This is a genomic window from Pseudomonas sp. Pse35 (assembly GCF_024519715.1).
Classification (GTDB): domain Bacteria; phylum Pseudomonadota; class Gammaproteobacteria; order Pseudomonadales; family Pseudomonadaceae; genus Aquipseudomonas; species Aquipseudomonas paracarnis.
In genome coordinates this window covers 22,754-39,699 of sequence record NZ_JALJRP010000032.1, presented here as the reverse complement: position 1 = coordinate 39,699, position 16,946 = coordinate 22,754, and the positions used below count along the sequence as shown (strand labels likewise).

The 16,946-nt window shown below is 59.3% G+C and carries 15 protein-coding genes; 2 read left to right on the top strand and 13 right to left on the bottom strand.

The genetic code is table 11. From position 1 onward, the window contains the following. Nucleotides 1-2 precede the first annotated feature (2 nt). From nuoC to OC445_RS21945, 12 genes are all read right to left on the bottom strand, one after another. On the bottom strand, nt 3-1,787 hold the full coding sequence (nuoC, locus tag OC445_RS22000) for an NADH-quinone oxidoreductase subunit C/D (RefSeq protein ID WP_003192111.1): 1,785 nt from the start codon (nt 1,785-1,787) through the stop codon (nt 3-5). A gap of 72 nt (nt 1,788-1,859) precedes the next feature. Beyond that, on the bottom strand, nt 1,860-2,534 hold the full coding sequence (locus tag OC445_RS21995) for a NuoB/complex I 20 kDa subunit family protein (protein WP_003174719.1): 675 nt from the start codon (nt 2,532-2,534) through the stop codon (nt 1,860-1,862). Nucleotides 2,535-2,544: 10 nt separating this feature from the next. Then, complete coding sequence (locus OC445_RS21990) at nt 2,545-2,958, bottom strand: NADH-quinone oxidoreductase subunit A (RefSeq protein WP_003192109.1); 414 nt, start codon at nt 2,956-2,958, stop codon at nt 2,545-2,547. Nucleotides 2,959-3,600: 642 nt separating this feature from the next. Then, nucleotides 3,601-4,926 (bottom strand): isocitrate lyase, encoded by a 1,326-nt coding sequence (aceA, locus tag OC445_RS21985; protein WP_003174717.1) that lies wholly within the window; start codon nt 4,924-4,926, stop codon nt 3,601-3,603. 493 nt (nt 4,927-5,419) lie between these two features. After that, nucleotides 5,420-6,157 carry a secretin N-terminal domain-containing protein gene (locus OC445_RS21980; RefSeq protein WP_014718909.1) on the bottom strand — a complete coding sequence of 246 codons (738 nt, stop codon included), beginning with the start codon at nt 6,155-6,157 and terminating at the stop codon, nt 5,420-5,422. A gap of 227 nt (nt 6,158-6,384) precedes the next feature. Beyond that, nucleotides 6,385-6,807, bottom strand: a complete 423-nt coding sequence (locus tag OC445_RS21975; RefSeq protein ID WP_003192105.1) for a GNAT family N-acetyltransferase — start codon at nt 6,805-6,807, stop codon at nt 6,385-6,387. Then, nucleotides 6,800-7,966: a cupin domain-containing protein gene (locus tag OC445_RS21970; RefSeq protein WP_014718907.1), complete on the bottom strand. Its 1,167-nt coding sequence runs from the start codon at nt 7,964-7,966 to the stop codon at nt 6,800-6,802. Before OC445_RS21970 ends, OC445_RS21975 begins: the two co-directional genes overlap by 8 nt. A gap of 84 nt (nt 7,967-8,050) precedes the next feature. Further along, complete coding sequence (purB, locus tag OC445_RS21965) at nt 8,051-9,421, bottom strand: adenylosuccinate lyase (RefSeq protein WP_014718906.1); 1,371 nt, start codon at nt 9,419-9,421, stop codon at nt 8,051-8,053. Between the two features lie 125 nt (nt 9,422-9,546). Next, the gene (hflD, locus tag OC445_RS21960; RefSeq protein ID WP_003192101.1) at nt 9,547-10,170 is read right to left on the bottom strand and encodes a high frequency lysogenization protein HflD; all 624 of its coding nucleotides are present in this window, start codon (nt 10,168-10,170) and stop codon (nt 9,547-9,549) included. After that, nucleotides 10,167-11,291: a tRNA 2-thiouridine(34) synthase MnmA gene (gene mnmA, locus OC445_RS21955; RefSeq protein ID WP_054899042.1), complete on the bottom strand. Its 1,125-nt coding sequence runs from the start codon at nt 11,289-11,291 to the stop codon at nt 10,167-10,169. Before mnmA ends, hflD begins: the two co-directional genes overlap by 4 nt. A gap of 59 nt (nt 11,292-11,350) precedes the next feature. After that, a complete protein-coding gene (locus OC445_RS21950; RefSeq protein WP_198790529.1) occupies nt 11,351-11,797 on the bottom strand; it encodes an NUDIX hydrolase in 447 nt (148 codons plus the stop codon). A gap of 225 nt (nt 11,798-12,022) precedes the next feature. Then, entirely contained in the window at nt 12,023-14,248 is a 2,226-nt protein-coding gene (locus tag OC445_RS21945; RefSeq protein WP_198790528.1) for an NADP-dependent isocitrate dehydrogenase, read from the bottom strand. Between the two features lie 483 nt (nt 14,249-14,731). On the opposite strand from OC445_RS21945, the gene icd reads away from it, so the two are divergent. Then, the gene (icd, locus tag OC445_RS21940; protein ID WP_005789095.1) at nt 14,732-15,988 is read left to right on the top strand and encodes an NADP-dependent isocitrate dehydrogenase; all 1,257 of its coding nucleotides are present in this window, start codon (nt 14,732-14,734) and stop codon (nt 15,986-15,988) included. Between the two features lie 63 nt (nt 15,989-16,051). Here icd and cspD read toward each other — a convergent pair whose 3' ends face one another. Beyond that, nucleotides 16,052-16,336 carry a cold shock domain-containing protein CspD gene (gene cspD / locus OC445_RS21935; RefSeq protein WP_054899045.1) on the bottom strand — a complete coding sequence of 95 codons (285 nt, stop codon included), beginning with the start codon at nt 16,334-16,336 and terminating at the stop codon, nt 16,052-16,054. A 225-nt stretch (nt 16,337-16,561) separates the two neighbouring features. Between cspD and clpS the strand changes: the two genes are divergently transcribed. Further along, nucleotides 16,562-16,930, top strand: a complete 369-nt coding sequence (gene clpS / locus OC445_RS21930) for an ATP-dependent Clp protease adapter ClpS (protein WP_005789091.1) — start codon at nt 16,562-16,564, stop codon at nt 16,928-16,930. The last annotated feature ends 16 nt before the right edge of the window (nt 16,931-16,946 follow it).

Sequence of the window (16,946 nt, the reverse complement as noted above, 5' to 3'; positions counted from 1 at the left end):
GCTTAGCGGTCCACGTCGGCCATAACGAAATCGATACTACCCAGGTACGCAATCAAGTCCGCGACCATCTCGCCTTTGATCACCGAAGGGATCTGCTGCAAGTGGGCAAAACTTGGGGTACGAATCCGGGTGCGGTAGCTCATGGTGCCGCCATCGCTCGTCAGGTAATAACTGTTGATACCCTTGGTCGCTTCGATCATCTGGAAGGATTCGTTGGCCGGCATCACCGGGCCCCACGAAACCTGCAGGAAGTGCGTGATGAGGGTTTCGATGTGTTGCAGCGTGCGCTCTTTGGGCGGCGGCGTGGTCAGCGGGTGATCCGCCTTGTACGGGCCGGCCGGCATGTTGCGCATGCACTGCTCGATGATCTTCAGGCTCTGGCGCATTTCTTCGACGCGCACGATGCAACGGTCGTAGGCATCGCCATTGGCCGCCAGCGGTACTTCGAACTCGAAGTTCTCGTAGCCGGAGTACGGGCGCGCTTTACGCAGGTCGAAGTCGCAACCGGTGGAACGCAGGCCAGCACCGGTGACGCCCCATTCCAGGGCCTCTTTGGTGTTGTACTGCGCGACGCCGATGGTGCGGCCTTTGAGGATGCTGTTGTCCAGGGCGGCTTTCTGGTACTCGTCCAGGCGCTTGGGCATCCAGTCGATGAATTCCTTGACCAGGCGTTCCCAGCCGTTCGGCAGGTCGTGGGCCACGCCGCCGATGCGGTACCAGGCCGGGTGCAGGCGGAAACCGGTGATGGCTTCGATGACCTTGTAGGCGCGCTGACGGTCGGTGAAGGTGAAGAACACCGGGGTCATGGCGCCGACGTCCTGGATATAGGTACCCAGGAACAGCAGGTGGCTGGTGATGCGGAAGAACTCGGCCATCATGATGCGGATGGTGTCGACGCGGTCCGGCACCTTGATGCCGGCCAGCTTCTCGACCGAGAGCACGTACGGCAGGTTGTTCATCACGCCGCCGAGGTAGTCGATACGGTCGGTGTACGGGATGAAGCTGTGCCAGGACTGGCGCTCGGCCATCTTCTCGGCGCCACGGTGGTGGTAACCGATGTCCGGGACGCAGTCGACGATCTCTTCGCCGTCCAGTTGCAGGATGATACGGAAGGCACCGTGAGCCGAAGGGTGGTTCGGGCCCAGGTTGAGGAACATGTAGTCCTCGTTGGTGCCGGAACGCTTCATGCCCCAGTCTTCGGGGCGGAAGCGCGCCGCCTCTTCTTCTAGCTGCTGCTTGGCCAGGTTGAGGCTGAACGGGTCGAATTCGGTGGCGCGGGCAGGGAAGTCCTTGCGCAGCGGGTGACCTTCCCAGGTCGGCGGCATCATGATGCGCGTCAGGTGCGGGTGGCCCGGGAAGTCGATACCGAACATGTCCCAGACTTCACGCTCGTACCAGCTGGCGTTCGGCCAGATACCGGTGACTGTCGGGATGCTCAGGTCGCTCTCGCTCAGCGCGACCTTGATCATCACGTCGCTGTTACGTTCCAGCGACATCAGGTGGTAGAACACGGTGAAATCGGCGCCGCTCGGCAGGCCCTGGCGCTTGGTGCGCAGACGCTCGTCCACGCCATGCAGGTCATAGAGCATGACGTACGGCTTGGGCAGGTTGCGCAGGAAGGTCAGGACTTCGACGAGCCTGGCACGCGCCACCCACAGCACCGGCATACCGGTGCGTGTGGCCTGGGCGGTGAAGGCGTCAGGGCCAAAACGGTTATTGAGTTCGACAACCACATCCTGGTCGTCTGCCTTGTAAGGCGGGATGTACAGAGCACTGCCTGTAGTCATGGTTTTTTATCGCTTTCGGTCAACGTAAAGAATGAAGCCAGGTTTTCGTTCTATAAAAGAAGCGGTGCTGGATCAGACTTCGTCGGGGCTGCGCAGGTTGGTGACTGCGATTCGCTGTTCGCGGCGCTGTTCCTTTTGAGACGGCATCTCGGCGCGATAAACGCCTTGATCACCGACCACCCAGGACAGTGGGCGACGCTCCTTGCCAATCGATTCCTGCAACAACATCAAGCCTTGCAGGAACGCTTCGGGACGGGGCGGGCAGCCAGGCACGTAGACGTCCACGGGCAGGAACTTGTCCACCCCTTGAACGACCGAGTAGATGTCGTACATGCCACCGGAGTTGGCGCACGAACCCATGGAGATAACCCATTTCGGCTCGAGCATTTGCTCATAGAGACGCTGGATGATCGGCGCCATCTTGATAAAGCAGGTACCGGCGATAACCATGAAATCCGCCTGGCGCGGCGAGGCCCGGATAACTTCGGCGCCAAAGCGCGCGATGTCGTGGGGCGCCGTGAAGGCGGTGGTCATTTCCACGTAGCAGCACGAAAGGCCGAAGTTGTACGGCCACAGGGAGTTTTTACGCCCCCAGTTGACCGCGCCACTCAGCACGTCTTCCAGCTTGCCCATGTAGATGTTTTTGTGGACTTGGTCTTCTAACGGGTCGGAAACGGTTTCTCGTTCGCCGATGGGGTACTGCTCGTTAGGAGCATCCGGGTCGATCCTGGTGAGATTGTATTGCATTGCCAAAGCCTCATTGTTTCAGCTTCGCTTGCCGCTTGCGACGAGCTTCCGGAGCCCAGTCAAGGGCGCCCACTCGGAACAGGTAGACAAGACCTGCCAACAGAATTGCTATGAAAACGAGAGCTTCGACGAATCCGGTCCAGCCGCTTTCGCGGACGGACACAGACCATGCAAAGAGAAAGAGGGCTTCGATATCGAAGATCACGAACAACATCGCGACCAGATAGAATTTGGCTGAGAGCCGCAAGCGGGCGCCACCTGTAGGCAGCATGCCGGATTCGAACGGTTCGTTTTTGCTGCGGCCCCAGGCTTTTGACCCGAGGAGGCTGGACACGCCGAGCATGAAGGCGCAGAGGCCTACAACACCGAGAAGGAAAATGGCAAAGCCCCAGTTGTGGGCCATGAGTCCTGTCGCGTCGGTCATGCTGGAAATCCTTAACAGAGAGCAAAGGTCTCTGAGCTCGAAAAAGTAACGATGCAGTGACGATATGTCGCACTGCAATCAATCGCGGTGATTTTATGGCTAAACACCGGGCAAGTAAAATTCCCAGGGCGAAATTATTCGGTGGAATAAGCACATAGTGCACCTTCTTGGGGCTGTAGCCCTTGTGGTGTGGGCATTAGCGGGCTTTTCATCAATTATGTTTTGTTTAAGCGGTAACGAAGTTTTCGGATGCCAAATGATAATGAATATTGTTTGCGAGGGGTGTAAGCGAGTGTTTCTCATGTGGCGCGGGAAGTTACCGTTACTTGCTTGAGTGTCGCTTAGTTGTCGCAACGGTTCTTTTAACCGATCGGATGTGCGCGGATACCGCTCTGGATCAATGTTTTTAGCAAAAAACTATGGATAGGGCGCGGTCAATGTGGGAGCTGGCTTGCCTGCGATGGCGGCGGATCAGCTGAAACACCTGCCTCTGACCCACCGCCATCGCAGGCAAGCCAGCCCCCACCATTGATTTTCGGTGATTCCTAGGCAAAAAAACGCCCCGAACCAGTCGGGGCGTGATTGTTGCGCGGCACTGCTGTTAGGTCTTCCGTGGGGCCGCAGTGGCCGTGTACGCGGTACTTAGTGGAACTGCTCTTCTTCGGTCGAACCGGTCAGCGCGGTCACGGACGAGGTGCCGCCCTGGATCACGGTGGTCATGTCGTCGAAGTAACCGGTGCCCACTTCCTGCTGGTGCGCCACGAAGGTGTAGCCTTTGGCGGCGTCAGCGAATTCCTGCTCCTGCAGCTTCACGTAGGCCGTCATGTCGTTGCGGGCGTAGTCGTGCGCCAGGTTGAACATGCTGTGCCACATGTTGTGAATGCCGGCCAGGGTGATGAACTGGTGCTTGTAGCCCATTGCCGACAGTTCGCGCTGGAACTTGGCGATGGTCGCGTCGTCCAGGTTCTTCTTCCAGTTGAAGGAAGGCGAGCAGTTGTAGGACAGCAGTTGGTCCGGGTATTCCTTCTTGATCGCTTCGGCGAAGCGACGGGCTTCGTCCAGGTCCGGCTTGGCGGTTTCGCACCAGATCAGGTCGGCGTACGGCGCGTAGGCCAGGCCGCGGGCGATTGCCTGGTCGAGGCCGGCGCGCACTTTATAGAAGCCTTCCTGGGTACGCTCGCCGGTAACGAATGGTTGGTCGTACGGGTCGCAGTCCGAGGTCAGCAAGTCTGCCGCGTTGGCGTCGGTACGGGCCAGGATGATGGTCGGTGTGCCGGCAACGTCAGCGGCCAGGCGGGCAGCGGTCAGCTTCTGCACGGCTTCCTGGGTCGGTACCAGTACCTTGCCGCCCATGTGGCCGCATTTCTTCACTGACGCAAGCTGGTCTTCGAAGTGCACGCCGGCAGCGCCTGCTTCGATCATGCTCTTCATCAGCTCGTAGGCGTTGAGTACGCCGCCGAAACCGGCCTCGGCATCAGCCACGATTGGCGCGAAGTAGTCGATGTAGCCTTCATCGCCTGGGTTCTTGCCGGCTTTCCACTGGATCTGGTCGGCACGACGGAACGAGTTGTTGATGCGCTTGACCACGGTTGGCACCGAGTCCACCGGGTACAGCGATTGGTCGGGGTACATGGATTCAGCGGAGTTGTTGTCCGCTGCCACTTGCCAGCCGGACAGGTAGATCGCCTGGATACCGGCTTTTACCTGCTGGACTGCCTGGCCGCCAGTGAGGGCGCCCATGCAGTTGACGAAATCTTTGTCGGGACGGAAAGAAGGCTTGGCACCTTGGGTGACCAGGTTCCACAGCTTCTCGGCGCCGAGTTTTGCAAAGGTGTGCTCAGGTTGGACCGAGCCACGCAGGCGGACGACGTCAGCAGCGGAATAAGCGCGGGTCACGCCTTTCCAGCGTGGGTTTTCAGCCCAGTCTTTTTCAAGGGCTGCAATTTGCTGTTCGCGTGTCAGTGCCATGGGGAAAAACCTCGTCGCGTCTTGTTTGAAGTATCCGTTTGCCAGCCCGGCATTCGTTGCCTGGGTAGGGTTGCTCGCTGACCAGAAGCTTTGGTGTTCAAGTCAAATCTGACGGAGGTAGGCGACGGTATGAACGATGGGGCTCAAGGGGGAGTTGAGCAGGTAAGGGCAAACTGCGAACGGTCTTCGGGCGTCGTGGGCCTTTGTACGATCCATCAGTGTGTAGCCGGGTTACCTGGTTGGCTTCCGTCCCTCGGGACAACTTCGTTCCAGTCGCAACCAACGTCAAACACACCTTGTGGGCGGTACAGACACGAATCGGCTCAGGTGGGTAGCTTAGAGCGGCGATCCGAAGGCCCTTGCCAGGGCCCCTGATTAGCGGGAGCGAGGCCATCATGCCCATGCTTTTTTGGCTCGTCAAATGGTTTGTAGTGCTTTTTTTCAGGCACTACATCTTTGGTCTAATGCGACTTGCCAGTCAGTTTTTGGTGCCTCAGTTCAGGGTGTCGACCTTGACCCGCAAAGTCAGGTCATCGCGGCCCTGAGTAGAGTAGCTGCGGGTTGTAGAGGATTTGTCCGCCTGGGTTTCACGATTGATGCCGGCCAGGGGGATCCATTCGCCCAGGCGGCCGCTGACGGTTGTGTCGGTGCTTTGCACGTTCACTACATCGGGACGTTCCTGGCTCATGCGGTCACGGTTGGTACTGATGGCCAAGTGGACGGTCTCGCCGGTGACGCTGGCGGTCACGTAAAAACCCTGGGTGACGTTGCGATACTGGGTCTGGTTTTGCAGGCGGCCATAGCTATCCTGTTGCGTGGTGGTCAGCGGTACACTCTGGCCGACCTGGATCAGCGCGGGCACGCCTTCGCTGGCCTGGATCTGCTGCACGCCACCGTCGCGGCTGGCAGTGCCGTAGCTGATGATGCGGGTCTGGCTGTCACCGCTGTTCTGTTGGTTGTTCTCGTTGGTATCGACGGTGATTAGCAGGCGTTTGGCCGGTGTATCCAATTGGCCGAGCAGTGCGCGCAAGCCCTCGATCCTGGCGGGCTCAGCGTTAACGATAAGCTGGTTGCCGTAGGCGCTGACGGTGCCGTCCTTGCCAATGAAGTTCTGCGCCACGGGCAGCAGGTCGGCGCTGGTGCGGTTGTTCAGGTTGACGACTTCAGTGGCGGCCATGGCGCAAGCGCTGACGGTCATCACGAGGGCGGTGAGCAGGGTGCGTAGGGACATGTCCGTTATCTCTGCGAGTCATTTGCTTGATAGTGCCAGTTTGTCGGCCTGGTGGGTCGCAAGTTGAATCGTAGACGGCAAAATGCCCTGGCAGGCAGGGCATTTTGTGGTGTTGTTGAAATAGCTATCGCAGGCAAGCCAGCTCCCACACTTGAGCGTATTCCAGGGATGTGCTCGGTCAGCTGTGGGGGCTGGCTTGCCTGCGATAAAGGCGATGCGGGCTTGAATCAGCCCTCGCGCACCATATCCACATGCGGAATCCCGACCTCAAGAAACTCATCGCTGACGATCTTGAAACCCAGTCGCTCATAGAACGGTGCCGCATACACCTGCGCACTCAGGAATTGCCTGGTCTGGCCGCGTTTCACGGCCTCGCCAATTACTGCTTCCATCAGCTTGTCGCCGACTTTCAGTCCGCGCCAGTCCTTGAGCACCGATACCCGACCGATCTCGCCGCTGGGCAGCAATCGAGCGGTGCCAATCGGGAAGTCGCCTTCGTATGCAAGAAAATGCATGGCGCCGGCATCGTCCGCGTCCCACTCCAATTCAGGCGGGACCGATTGTTCAGCGATGAATACCGCTTCACGAATGCGCCGAATCTCGTCGATATCCTTTCGCCAGTCCGCGACACTTACGTGAATTTTATTCATCCGCGAACCCCAGGCTGCCTTGCTTGACCAGTTCGCACAGTAGGTCGCGACCGTCTTCGTCGGCCAGCCACTCGCCCAGGTTTTCGCTGTGCAGTGCATCGGCCGAGCACACCAGCTTCAACAGTTCACGCAGTTTGCCCGGCAGGTAACGGCTCTGGCCGCTGGCGAACAGCAGTACGTCGTCATCCACTTCGGACCAGGCCAGGCGTGCGCTCGGGTTGCGCACCAAGATCGCGCCGTCTTGCAGGCTGTTGATGAAGTCTTCTTCGCCCAACTCTTCACCGGCCACCAGTTCCGGGTAGCGTGGCTCGGTCATGAACTGGCCGAACCAGGTCAGCAGCATGCGCTCATCGCTCATGTGCTCGGCGAGCAGGCCCTTGAGGCGGTCCAGTGCGTCGCCCTGGATCTGGTGTGGGTCGCTGACCGGCTGGGCGTCGGCGTCGGTGTAGCGCTCTTCGTCGGTCAGGTACTGGCTGAGGAAGTCGGTGAAGTGGGTCAGCACTTCAGCGGCGCTCGGTGCACGGAAACCTACGGAATAGGTCATGCAGTCGTCTTCGGCAATACCGAAATGGGCCAGGCGCGGGGGCAGGTAGAGCATGTCGCCCGGTTCGAGCACCCATTCGGCGCTTTCTTCGAATTCGGCGAGGATGCGCAGGTCGGCGTGTTGCAGCAACGGGCTTTCGGAATTGCACATCTGGCCGATCTTCCAGTTGCGCTTGCCCTGGGCTTGCAGCAGGAACACATCGTAGTTATCGAAATGCGGACCGACGCTGCCACCCGGCGCGGCGAAGCTGATCATCACATCATCGATACGCCAGCTCGGCAGGAAGCGGAAGTGCTCCAGCAGCTCAGCCACCTCCGGCACGAACTGGTCGACTGCCTGCACCAGCAGGGTCCACTCGCGCTCGGGCAGGGTGCTGAAAGCGTCTTCGGCGAACGGGCCGCGACGCAGTTCCCACGGGCGCTCGCCGTGTTCGATCACCAGGCGCGACTCGACTTCTTCTTCCAGGGCCAGGCCTGCCAGTTCGTCGGCGTCGATCGGGCTTTCGAAGTCAGGGATGGCCTGGCGGATCAGCAGCGGTTTTTTCTGCCAGTAGTCGCGCAGGAATTCCCGTGCCGTGATGCCGCCCAGAAGTTGAAGAGGGATATCAGGATTCATGTGTAACCTATTGAAAAAAAGCACTTTTAAGACAGGAATAAAAACGCCCGGCGCGGCCGGGCGTCTCAAAGGAGCTTGCTTGGATCAGATGCGCTTGGCTTGTTCTACAGCGTTGCCGATGTAGTTGGCCGGGGTGAGCAGTTTCAGCTCGGCCTTGGCTGCGGCTGGCATGTCCAGGCCGTCGATGAAAGTTTGCAGCGCTTCGGGGCTGATGCCCTTGCCGCGCGTCAATTCTTTCAGCTTCTCGTAGGGGTTTTCGATGTTGTAGCGGCGCATTACGGTCTGGATCGGCTCGGCCAATACTTCCCAGCACGCGTCCAGGTCAGCGGCAATTTTCTGCTCGTTGAGCTCCAGCTTGCTGATGCCTTTGAGGCTGGCTTCGTACGCGATCACGCTGTGGGCAAATCCGACACCGAGGTTGCGCAGTACGGTGGAGTCGGTCAGGTCGCGCTGCCAGCGGGAGATCGGCAACTTGCTGGCCAGGTGCTGGAACAGGGCGTTGGCGATACCCAGGTTGCCTTCGGAGTTTTCGAAGTCGATCGGGTTGACCTTGTGCGGCATGGTCGACGAACCGATTTCGCCTGCAATAGTGCGCTGCTTGAAGTAGCCCAGGGAGATGTAGCCCCAGATATCGCGATCGAAATCGATCAGGATGGTGTTGAAGCGTGCAATCGCGTCGAACAGCTCGGCGATGTAGTCGTGGGGTTCGATCTGCGTGGTGTAGGGGTTGAAGCCCAGGCCCAATTCGTCTTCGATGAAGGCGCGGGCGTTGGCTTCCCAGTCGATCTCAGGGTAGGCCGACAGGTGGGCGTTGTAGTTGCCTACAGCGCCGTTGATCTTGCCCAGCAATGGCACGGCGGCGACTTGGGCGATCTGGCGCTCCAGGCGGTACACCACGTTGGCCAGTTCTTTGCCCAGGGTGGTCGGCGAGGCCGGCTGGCCGTGGGTGCGCGACAGCATTGGCACGGCAGCGAAACGGATCGCCAGCTCGCGGATGGCTTCGGCGGTCTGGCGCATCAGCGGCAGCATCACGTCATCACGGCCTTCGCGCAGCATCAGGGCGTGGGACAGGTTGTTGATGTCCTCGCTGGTGCAGGCAAAGTGGATGAACTCGCTGACCTGGGCCAGTTCCGGCAGTTGGGCCGCTTGCTCTTTGAGCAGGTATTCGATGGCTTTGACGTCGTGGTTGGTGGTGCGCTCGATCTCTTTCACACGCTCGGCGTGCTCCAGGGAGAAGTTTTCCGCCAGGGTGTTCAATACAGCGTTGGCCTCGGCGGAAAACGCCGGCACTTCGCTGATGGCGGGGTGAGCGGCCAGGCGCTGGAGCCAGCGCACTTCAACCAGGACACGGGCACGGATCAGGCCGTACTCGCTGAAAATAGGGCGCAGGGCCTGGGTTTTGCCGGCGTAGCGGCCGTCAACAGGGGAAACCGCAGTGAGCGAAGAGAGCTGCATGGGGTGTTCTCGGACAGTCGGGCAACGAAATGGGGCGCGTATCATACATGAAAAAATCCGCCGGTCCGTCGCCAACTGACCGGCGTATTACGCGTAATGGCTTGAAAACAGCCTGCTGGTGCGACTTATTCGTTGCGCATCAACGGGTAAAGCTCTTTGAGCAATTTGCGTCGGCTGATCACCAACTGCCAGCGATGACCGCCCAGTTGGCGCCACAAGCGTGCCGAACGAATACCGGCCAGGAGCAGGGCGCGGATTTTCGACGCGTTGTTGGGTTGCTGCAGGTTACGCATGTCGCCATGCACCTGGATGCGCTGGCGCAGGGTGCTCAAGGTGTCCTGGTACAGCGCACCACAGGCGGCGATCACGTTTTCGTGGGCCGGGCCGAAGTGTTCTACCTGGGACTGGATCTGCGGCAGGCGCTTGCCGATGGTGTCCAGCAGGTCGTCGCGCTTGGCCAACTGGCGCTCAAGGCCGAGCATCGACAGGGCATAGCGCAACGGCTCGCGCTGCAAAGTACTGGGGTCGCGCTCCAGGGCGCCGATCAGGGCGCGATAGCCTTCACGCAGGGCCAGGTCGTCGCCGCCGTAAACCTCAAGGGTGTCCTTGGGGTCGCGGATCAGCAGGCTGCCGAGCATGCAGGTCAGGCCGGCTTCAGTGACCTGGCCGGTCTTGGCGATCTTGTCCACCAGTACCGCAGCGAGAAAGACACCGCCAAGGGCCGTCAATTGCTCCTGGGTCGGGCTCATGCCGGGTCGCTCCAGGCTTGCGCGACTTCAATCACGCCGCCGCCCAGGCAGATTTCGCCGTCATAGAACACCACGGACTGGCCAGGGGTGACCGCGCGTTGCGGGTCATCGAAGGTGGCACGGTAGCCGGTGGCGGTCTTTTCCAGGGTGCAGGGCTGGTCGCTCTGGCGATAACGCACTTTGGCGGTCAGGCGGCGCTGGGTGCTCAGGTCGATAGGGTTGACCCAATAAATCTCGGAAGCGAGCAGGGCGCCGGAGAACAGTAGCGGATGCTCGTTGCCCTGGCCGACCACCAGCACGTTGTTCTCCAGGTCTTTGACCAGTACGTACCACGGCTCTTCACCGGCGTCCTTCAAACCGCCGATGCCCAAGCCCTGGCGTTGACCGATGGTGTGGTACATCAAGCCATGGTGGCGGCCGATCACTTCACCCTCGGTGGTCTTGATCTCGCCCGGTTGCGCCGGCAGGTATTGCTTGAGGAAATCGCTGAAGCGCCGCTCGCCGATAAAGCAAATGCCGGTGGAGTCTTTCTTCTTGGCGGTGGCCAGGCCGTGCTTCTCGGCAATCTTGCGCACTTCGGGTTTTTCCAGCTCGCCGACCGGGAACAGAGTCTTGGCGATCTGTTCACCGCCCACGGCGTGCAGGAAGTAGCTCTGGTCCTTGTTCGGGTCCAGGCCCTTGAGCAGTTCGGTGCGGCCATCGATATCGCGACGGCGCACGTAGTGGCCGGTAGCTATCAGGTCGGCGCCGAGCATCATAGCGTAGTCGAGGAAGGCCTTGAACTTGATTTCGCGGTTACACAGGATGTCCGGGTTCGGCGTGCGGCCGGCCTTGTATTCGGCCAGGAAGTGCTCGAACACGTTGTCCCAGTACTCGGCGGCGAAGTTGGCGGTGTGCAGCTTGATGCCGATCTTGTCGCACACGGCCTGCGCGTCCGCCAGGTCGTCCATGGCGGTGCAGTATTCGGTTCCATCGTCTTCTTCCCAGTTCTTCATGAACAGGCCTTCCACCTCATAACCCTGCTCCATGAGCAGAACGGCGGAAACGGAAGAATCCACGCCGCCGGACATGCCGACGATGACGCGCTTCTTTTGTGTGTCAGAAGGGGCTGGATCACGCATAGGGTTTCAACGGGTGTCTTGAAAAAGGACGCGATTCTATCAGGCCCGAGCCGCTAAGGCTAAAGAGAAGGGCGGATCAATTCGAGACTGTGCCTGTGGCCGGCCAGATAATCATCGATGCAGCGGATGATCAGCTCGCTGCGCCAGTCGTCGCGCACGGCCATCAGCTCGTCACGGGTCAACCAGCGGGCGCGCAGGATGCCTTCGTCAAGTTGATAATCCGGGTGGTGTTTCAGTGCCTTGGCGATAAAACAGACCCGTTGGTAGGTCACGCCATTGCTCGGGGCGGTATACAGGTAGATGCCGACGATGCCGGTGGCTTCCACGTCCCAGCCGGTTTCTTCCAGGGTTTCGCGCACGGCGGCTTCGGTCAGGGTTTCATTCGGGTCCAGATGGCCGGCGGGCTGGTTGAGCACGGCGCGGCCGCCCTTGAGTTCTTCGACCATCAGGAAGCGGCCGTTGTCTTCGACGATGGTGGCGACGGTGATGTGAGGTTGCCAGGTCATGGGAAGTCTCTTGGGATGCCCCGCGGTCTTCGGGCAGGATTGCGGGCAATGTGGGAGCTGGCTTGCCTGCGATGACGGTCTACCAGCAAGCTATTCAGTAGCTGACCCACCGCTATCGCAGGCAAGCCAGCTCCCACATTCTATTGGGTTTCTTCAGTTAAATCGGTGGCAGTCCGAAACAGAAACCCCGGCACTGGGCCGGGGCTTCTTCGCATCCTTACAACCTTACTTCAACTTGGCAATCGCCGCATTGAGGGTGTTGCTCGGGCGCATGGCTTTGCTGGTCAGCTCAGGGTTCGGCGCGTAGTAGCCGCCGATGTCCACTGGCTTGCCCTGTACGGCGTTGAGTTCGGCAACGATGGTTGCTTCGTTCTCGGCCAGGGTTTTGGCCAGTTCGCCAAACTGCGCTTGCAGTGCCGTGTCTTCGGTCTGGGCGGCCAGGGCTTGTGCCCAGTACAGCGCCAGGTAGAAGTGGCTGCCGCGGTTGTCGATGTTGCCGACCTTGCGCGATGGCGACTTGTTGTTGTCCAGGAACTGGCCGGTGGCCTGGTCCAGGGTCTTGGACAGTACCAGGGCTTTCGGGTTGTTGTACGTCACACCCAAATGCTCAAGGGACGCGGCCAGGGCCAGGAACTCGCCCAGGGAATCCCAGCGCAGGAAGTTTTCTTCCAGCAGTTGCTGCACGTGCTTTGGAGCCGAACCGCCAGCGCCGGTTTCGAACAGGCCACCGCCATTCATCAGCGGCACGATCGACAGCATCTTGGCGCTGGTGCCCAGTTCCATGATCGGGAACAGGTCGGTCAGGTAGTCGCGCAGTACGTTGCCGGTCACCGAGATGGTGTCCAGGCCCTTGCGGGTGCGCTCCAGGGTGAACTTCATCGCATCGACCGGGGCCATGATGCGGATGTCCAGGCCTTCGGTGTTGTGGTCTTTCAGGTAAGCCTGAACTTTCTCGACGACTACGCCATCGTGGGCGCGCTGGGGGTCCAGCCAGAAGATGGCCGGGGTGTTGCTGGCGCGGGCACGGTTGACGGCGAGCTTGACCCAGTCCTGGATCGGAGCGTCTTTGGTCTGGCACATGCGGAAGATGTCGCCAGCTTCGACGTTCTGTTCCATCAGCAGGTTGCCCTGGCTGTCGGTGACGCGGACAACGCCGTCAGCCTTGATCTGGAAGGTCTTGTCGTGGGAGCCGTACTCTTCGGCTTTCTTAGCCATCAGGCCAACGTTTGGCACGCTGCCCATGGTGGTTGGGTCGAAGGCGCCATTGGCCTTGCAGTCTTCGATGACCGCCTGGTAGATGGTGGCGTAGCAGCGATCCGGGATCACAGCCTTGGTGTCGTGCAACTGGCCGTCGGTGCCCCACATCTTGCCGGAGTCACGGATCATCGCTGGCATCGAGGCGTCGACGATGACGTCGCTTGGCACGTGCAGGTTGGTGATGCCTTTGTCGGAGTTGACCATCGCCAGGGCAGGGCGAACGGCGTAGACCGCCTGGATGTCGGCTTCGATCTGCGCTTGCTGGTCGGCCGGCAGGGCCTTGATGCGAGCGTACAAGTCGCCGATGCCGTTGTTCAGGTTGAAGCCGATCTGTTCCAGCACGGTCGCGTGCTTGGCCAGGGCGTCTTTATAGAACTCGGCAGCGATCTGGCCGAACATGATCGGGTCGGAGACCTTCATCATGGTGGCTTTCAAGTGAACCGACAACAGCACGCCTTGCTTCTTGGCGTCTTCGATTTCAGCGGCGATGAAGCTGCGCAGGGCTTTCTTGCTCAGCACGGCGGTGTCGATGATTTCGCCGGCCTGAACGCTGGTCTTTTCCTTCAGGACGGTGGTGGTGCCGTCCTTTGCGACCAGCGCAATTTTGACCGCGTCAGCGGTTTCGATCTGCACGGCTTTTTCGCTGCCGTAGAAGTCGCCGTTGTTCATGTGGGCAATGTGCGACTTGGAGTCGGCAGCCCAGGCGCCCATCTTGTGCGGGTGCTTGCGTGCATAGTTCTTGACCGACAGCGGTGCGCGACGGTCGGAGTTGCCTTCGCGCAGTACCGGGTTCACGGCGCTGCCCTTGACCTTGTCGTAACGTGCACGGGTTTCTTTTTCCGCGTCGGTGGTTACGGTTTCAGGGTAGTCCGGCAGGGCGTAGCCCTGGGCCTGCAGTTCCTTGATCGCGGCTTGCAGCTGCGGGGTCGAGGCGCTGATGTTGGGAAGCTTGATGATATTGGCTTCAGGCGTAACGGCCAGGTCGCCCAGTTCGGCGAGGTGGTCCGGGATGGCCTTGGTGCCCAGTTGCTCGGGGAAGCTTGCGAGGATGCGCCCGGCGAGGGAAATGTCGCGGGTTTCCACGGCAATATCAGCGGAAGCGGTGAAGGCCTCTACGATAGGCAGCAGTGAATAGGTGGCGAGGGCTGGGGCTTCGTCGGTGAAGGTGTAGATGATCTTCGAGCGGGTGGGCATATTCGGATTAACTCTCTTCTTTGCTGAAAGCGTGCGCAGAAACTCGAGATGCGCCGGGTAGAGCGCGTTCGTTCAAAGTCATCCATGAGCGAAATGTCGAAGTTTCTTCGCGGTGATGTTGGTTTGCATCAGTCGAGCGTCAAGCGGGTGGGCTATGGTAATAGTCCGGCTTTCTGGCGAAAGGCTACGTTCTAGAGCGGTCCGCCGTCGTGACTCTTTGGTCAGCGGCGGCATTATACATAGGTCGCTATGCTTACGCTGAGCCTTCATACAAAAGGGGGCTCGTCCATTGGTCTAAAGGTCGCAGGTGCGTGGGGTGGTGAGATGTGCTCAAGATTGGCGCTTTTCCCTTTGCTTTCAGGCTTGTAGGCCACCAAATGTGCTGTTTTCGATGCAAATGAGCATGGCGTGAGGTTTCAGTCGCCATTTATCTGGAGTAGGCTCGAACGCAGCCAGATGTTCAATCCATAGATGGAGTTCAGCATGGGATACAAGAAGATTCAGGTTCCGGCAGTCGGCGACAAAATCACCGTCAATGCAGACCATTCTCTCAATGTTCCTGACCAACCGATCATCCCCTACATCGAAGGAGACGGTATTGGCGTCGACATCAGCCCGGTGATGATCAAGGTGGTCGATGCCGCTGTTGAAAAGGCTTACGGCGGCAAGCGCAAAATCTCCTGGATGGAGGTGTACGCTGGTGAAAAGGCCACTCAAGTCTACGACCAGGACACCTGGCTGCCCCAGGAAACCCTGGATGCGGTCAAGGATTACGTGGTGTCCATCAAGGGCCCGCTGACAACGCCGGTCGGTGGCGGTATCCGTTCGCTGAACGTGGCGCTGCGCCAGCAGCTCGACCTGTATGTGTGCCTGCGCCCGGTGCGCTGGTTCGAAGGCGTGCCCAGCCCGGTGAAAAAGCCAGGCGACGTGGACATGACCATCTTCCGTGAGAACTCCGAGGATATTTACGCGGGCATCGAGTGGAAGGCCGGTTCGCCGGAAGCGATCAAGGTGATCAAGTTCCTCAAGGAAGAAATGGGCGTTACCAAGATCCGTTTCGACCAGGATTGCGGGATTGGCGTCAAGCCGGTCTCCAAAGAGGGTACCAAGCGCCTGGCGCGCAAGGCCCTGCAATATGTGGTGGATAACGACCGCGACTCGCTGACCATCGTGCACAAAGGCAACATCATGAAGTTCACCGAGGGTGCCTTCAAGGAGTGGGCCTATGAGGTGGCGGCGGAAGAGTTCGGTGCGACCTTGCTCGATGGCGGGCCGTGGATGCAGTTCAAGAACCCCAAGACCGGCAAGAATGTGGTGGTCAAAGATGCTATTGCCGACGCCATGCTCCAGCAGATCCTGCTGCGCCCGGCCGAATATGACGTGATCGCGACCCTCAATCTCAATGGCGATTACCTGTCCGACGCCCTGGCGGCGGAAGTGGGCGGTATTGGTATTGCGCCGGGAGCCAACCTGTCGGACACCGTGGCAATGTTTGAAGCCACCCACGGCACTGCGCCTAAATATGCGGGCAAGGATCAGGTCAACCCTGGTTCATTGATCCTGTCGGCAGAAATGATGCTGCGGCATATGGGTTGGGTCGAGGCGGCGGATCTGATCATCAAGGGCACCAATGGCGCGATTTCGGCCAAGACCGTGACCTATGACTTCGAGCGTCTGATGGATGGCGCTACGTTGGTGTCGTCGTCGGGCTTTGGTGACGCGTTGATCAAGCATATGTAAACAGGTAGATAAAACCGGCCGCCCTGATGATTCGGGGCGGCCGGTTTGCTTTCAGTGCTTTGTTCAGAAGCTGGTCAGGCCTGCTTGCTTTTCTTGTCTTGATTTGTGACCGTGCGCCGCGCCGTTTTCTACAGCAGGCGTGGTGGTGATGCCTTTGATATTCACCGCGTGCAAGCCCTTTGGGCCCTGGGTAATGTCAAAGGATACCGGTTGACCCGCCTTCAGCGTTTTGTACCCATCCGCCTGGATCGCTGAGAAATGCGCAAAAAGGTCTTCTTGCTTGCCGTCTTCATTAATGAAGCCGTAACCCTTGGCATTGTTGAACCACTTGACCTTACCACTAGCCATTCCCTTATCCCTCTGCACCAGACTCCATCACTGGAGTATCATCCTGTCTATCCGTCCTAACCCGAATAAATAAGGTTGACTGCGCGGACCTTTTTTACCCACTGTGGGCTCTATTTGTTGTAACACCGTTTCGCCGATAGTCAAGGTGACCCAAGAGTCAGAGTTGAAATTCTGACAGGTCGCCCCCACCACTGTAATTGAACCACTGACGAACCTTTCTTTCCCATGCATGCAAACAGCCAGATTCGACTAACATTCAATCAGGATCGCCCGGATCAGGAACATGACGACGACGGTTCTGCAGGCATTGCTGTCCAGGAGGCCAAGCCTGCTTTACAGGCGCCGCCGATGTACAAGGTGGTTTTGTTCAATGATGACTACACACCGATGGATTTCGTCGTCGAAGTGCTCGAGGTGTTTTTTAACCTGAACCGCGAGTTGGCGACCAAGGTAATGCTGGCCGTTCACACAGAAGGACGGGCAGTATGTGGAGTGTTTACCCGCGACATCGCCGAGACAAAGGCCATGCAGGTCAACCAGTACGCCAGGGAAAGCCAGCATCCGCTACTCTGTGAAATCGAGAAGGACGGTTAACGCCGACCACTTGGGT

Bases quoted from the DNA above. Each gene is read 5' to 3' on its own strand.
- OC445_RS21995 (WP_003174719.1), bottom strand. From the start codon at position 2,534: ATGCAATACAATCTCACCAGGATCGACCCGGATGCTCCTAACGAGCAG.
- cspD (WP_054899045.1), bottom strand. From the start codon at position 16,336: ATGGCTAGTGGTAAGGTCAAGTGGTTCAACAATGCCAAGGGTTACGGC.
- mnmA (WP_054899042.1), bottom strand. From the start codon at position 11,291: ATGCGTGATCCAGCCCCTTCTGACACACAAAAGAAGCGCGTCATCGTC.
- OC445_RS21970 (WP_014718907.1), bottom strand. From the start codon at position 7,966: ATGAATCCTGATATCCCTCTTCAACTTCTGGGCGGCATCACGGCACGG.
- clpS (WP_005789091.1), top strand. From the start codon at position 16,562: ATGCATGCAAACAGCCAGATTCGACTAACATTCAATCAGGATCGCCCG.
- nuoC (WP_003192111.1), bottom strand. From the start codon at position 1,787: ATGACTACAGGCAGTGCTCTGTACATCCCGCCTTACAAGGCAGACGAC.
- OC445_RS21975 (WP_003192105.1), bottom strand. From the start codon at position 6,807: ATGAATAAAATTCACGTAAGTGTCGCGGACTGGCGAAAGGATATCGAC.
- OC445_RS21980 (WP_014718909.1), bottom strand. From the start codon at position 6,157: ATGTCCCTACGCACCCTGCTCACCGCCCTCGTGATGACCGTCAGCGCT.
- OC445_RS21950 (WP_198790529.1), bottom strand. From the start codon at position 11,797: ATGACCTGGCAACCTCACATCACCGTCGCCACCATCGTCGAAGACAAC.
- aceA (WP_003174717.1), bottom strand. From the start codon at position 4,926: ATGGCACTGACACGCGAACAGCAAATTGCAGCCCTTGAAAAAGACTGG.
- OC445_RS21990 (WP_003192109.1), bottom strand. From the start codon at position 2,958: ATGACCGACGCGACAGGACTCATGGCCCACAACTGGGGCTTTGCCATT.
- OC445_RS21945 (WP_198790528.1), bottom strand. From the start codon at position 14,248: ATGCCCACCCGCTCGAAGATCATCTACACCTTCACCGACGAAGCCCCA.
- hflD (WP_003192101.1), bottom strand. From the start codon at position 10,170: ATGAGCCCGACCCAGGAGCAATTGACGGCCCTTGGCGGTGTCTTTCTC.
- purB (WP_014718906.1), bottom strand. From the start codon at position 9,421: ATGCAGCTCTCTTCGCTCACTGCGGTTTCCCCTGTTGACGGCCGCTAC.
- icd (WP_005789095.1), top strand. From the start codon at position 14,732: ATGGGATACAAGAAGATTCAGGTTCCGGCAGTCGGCGACAAAATCACC.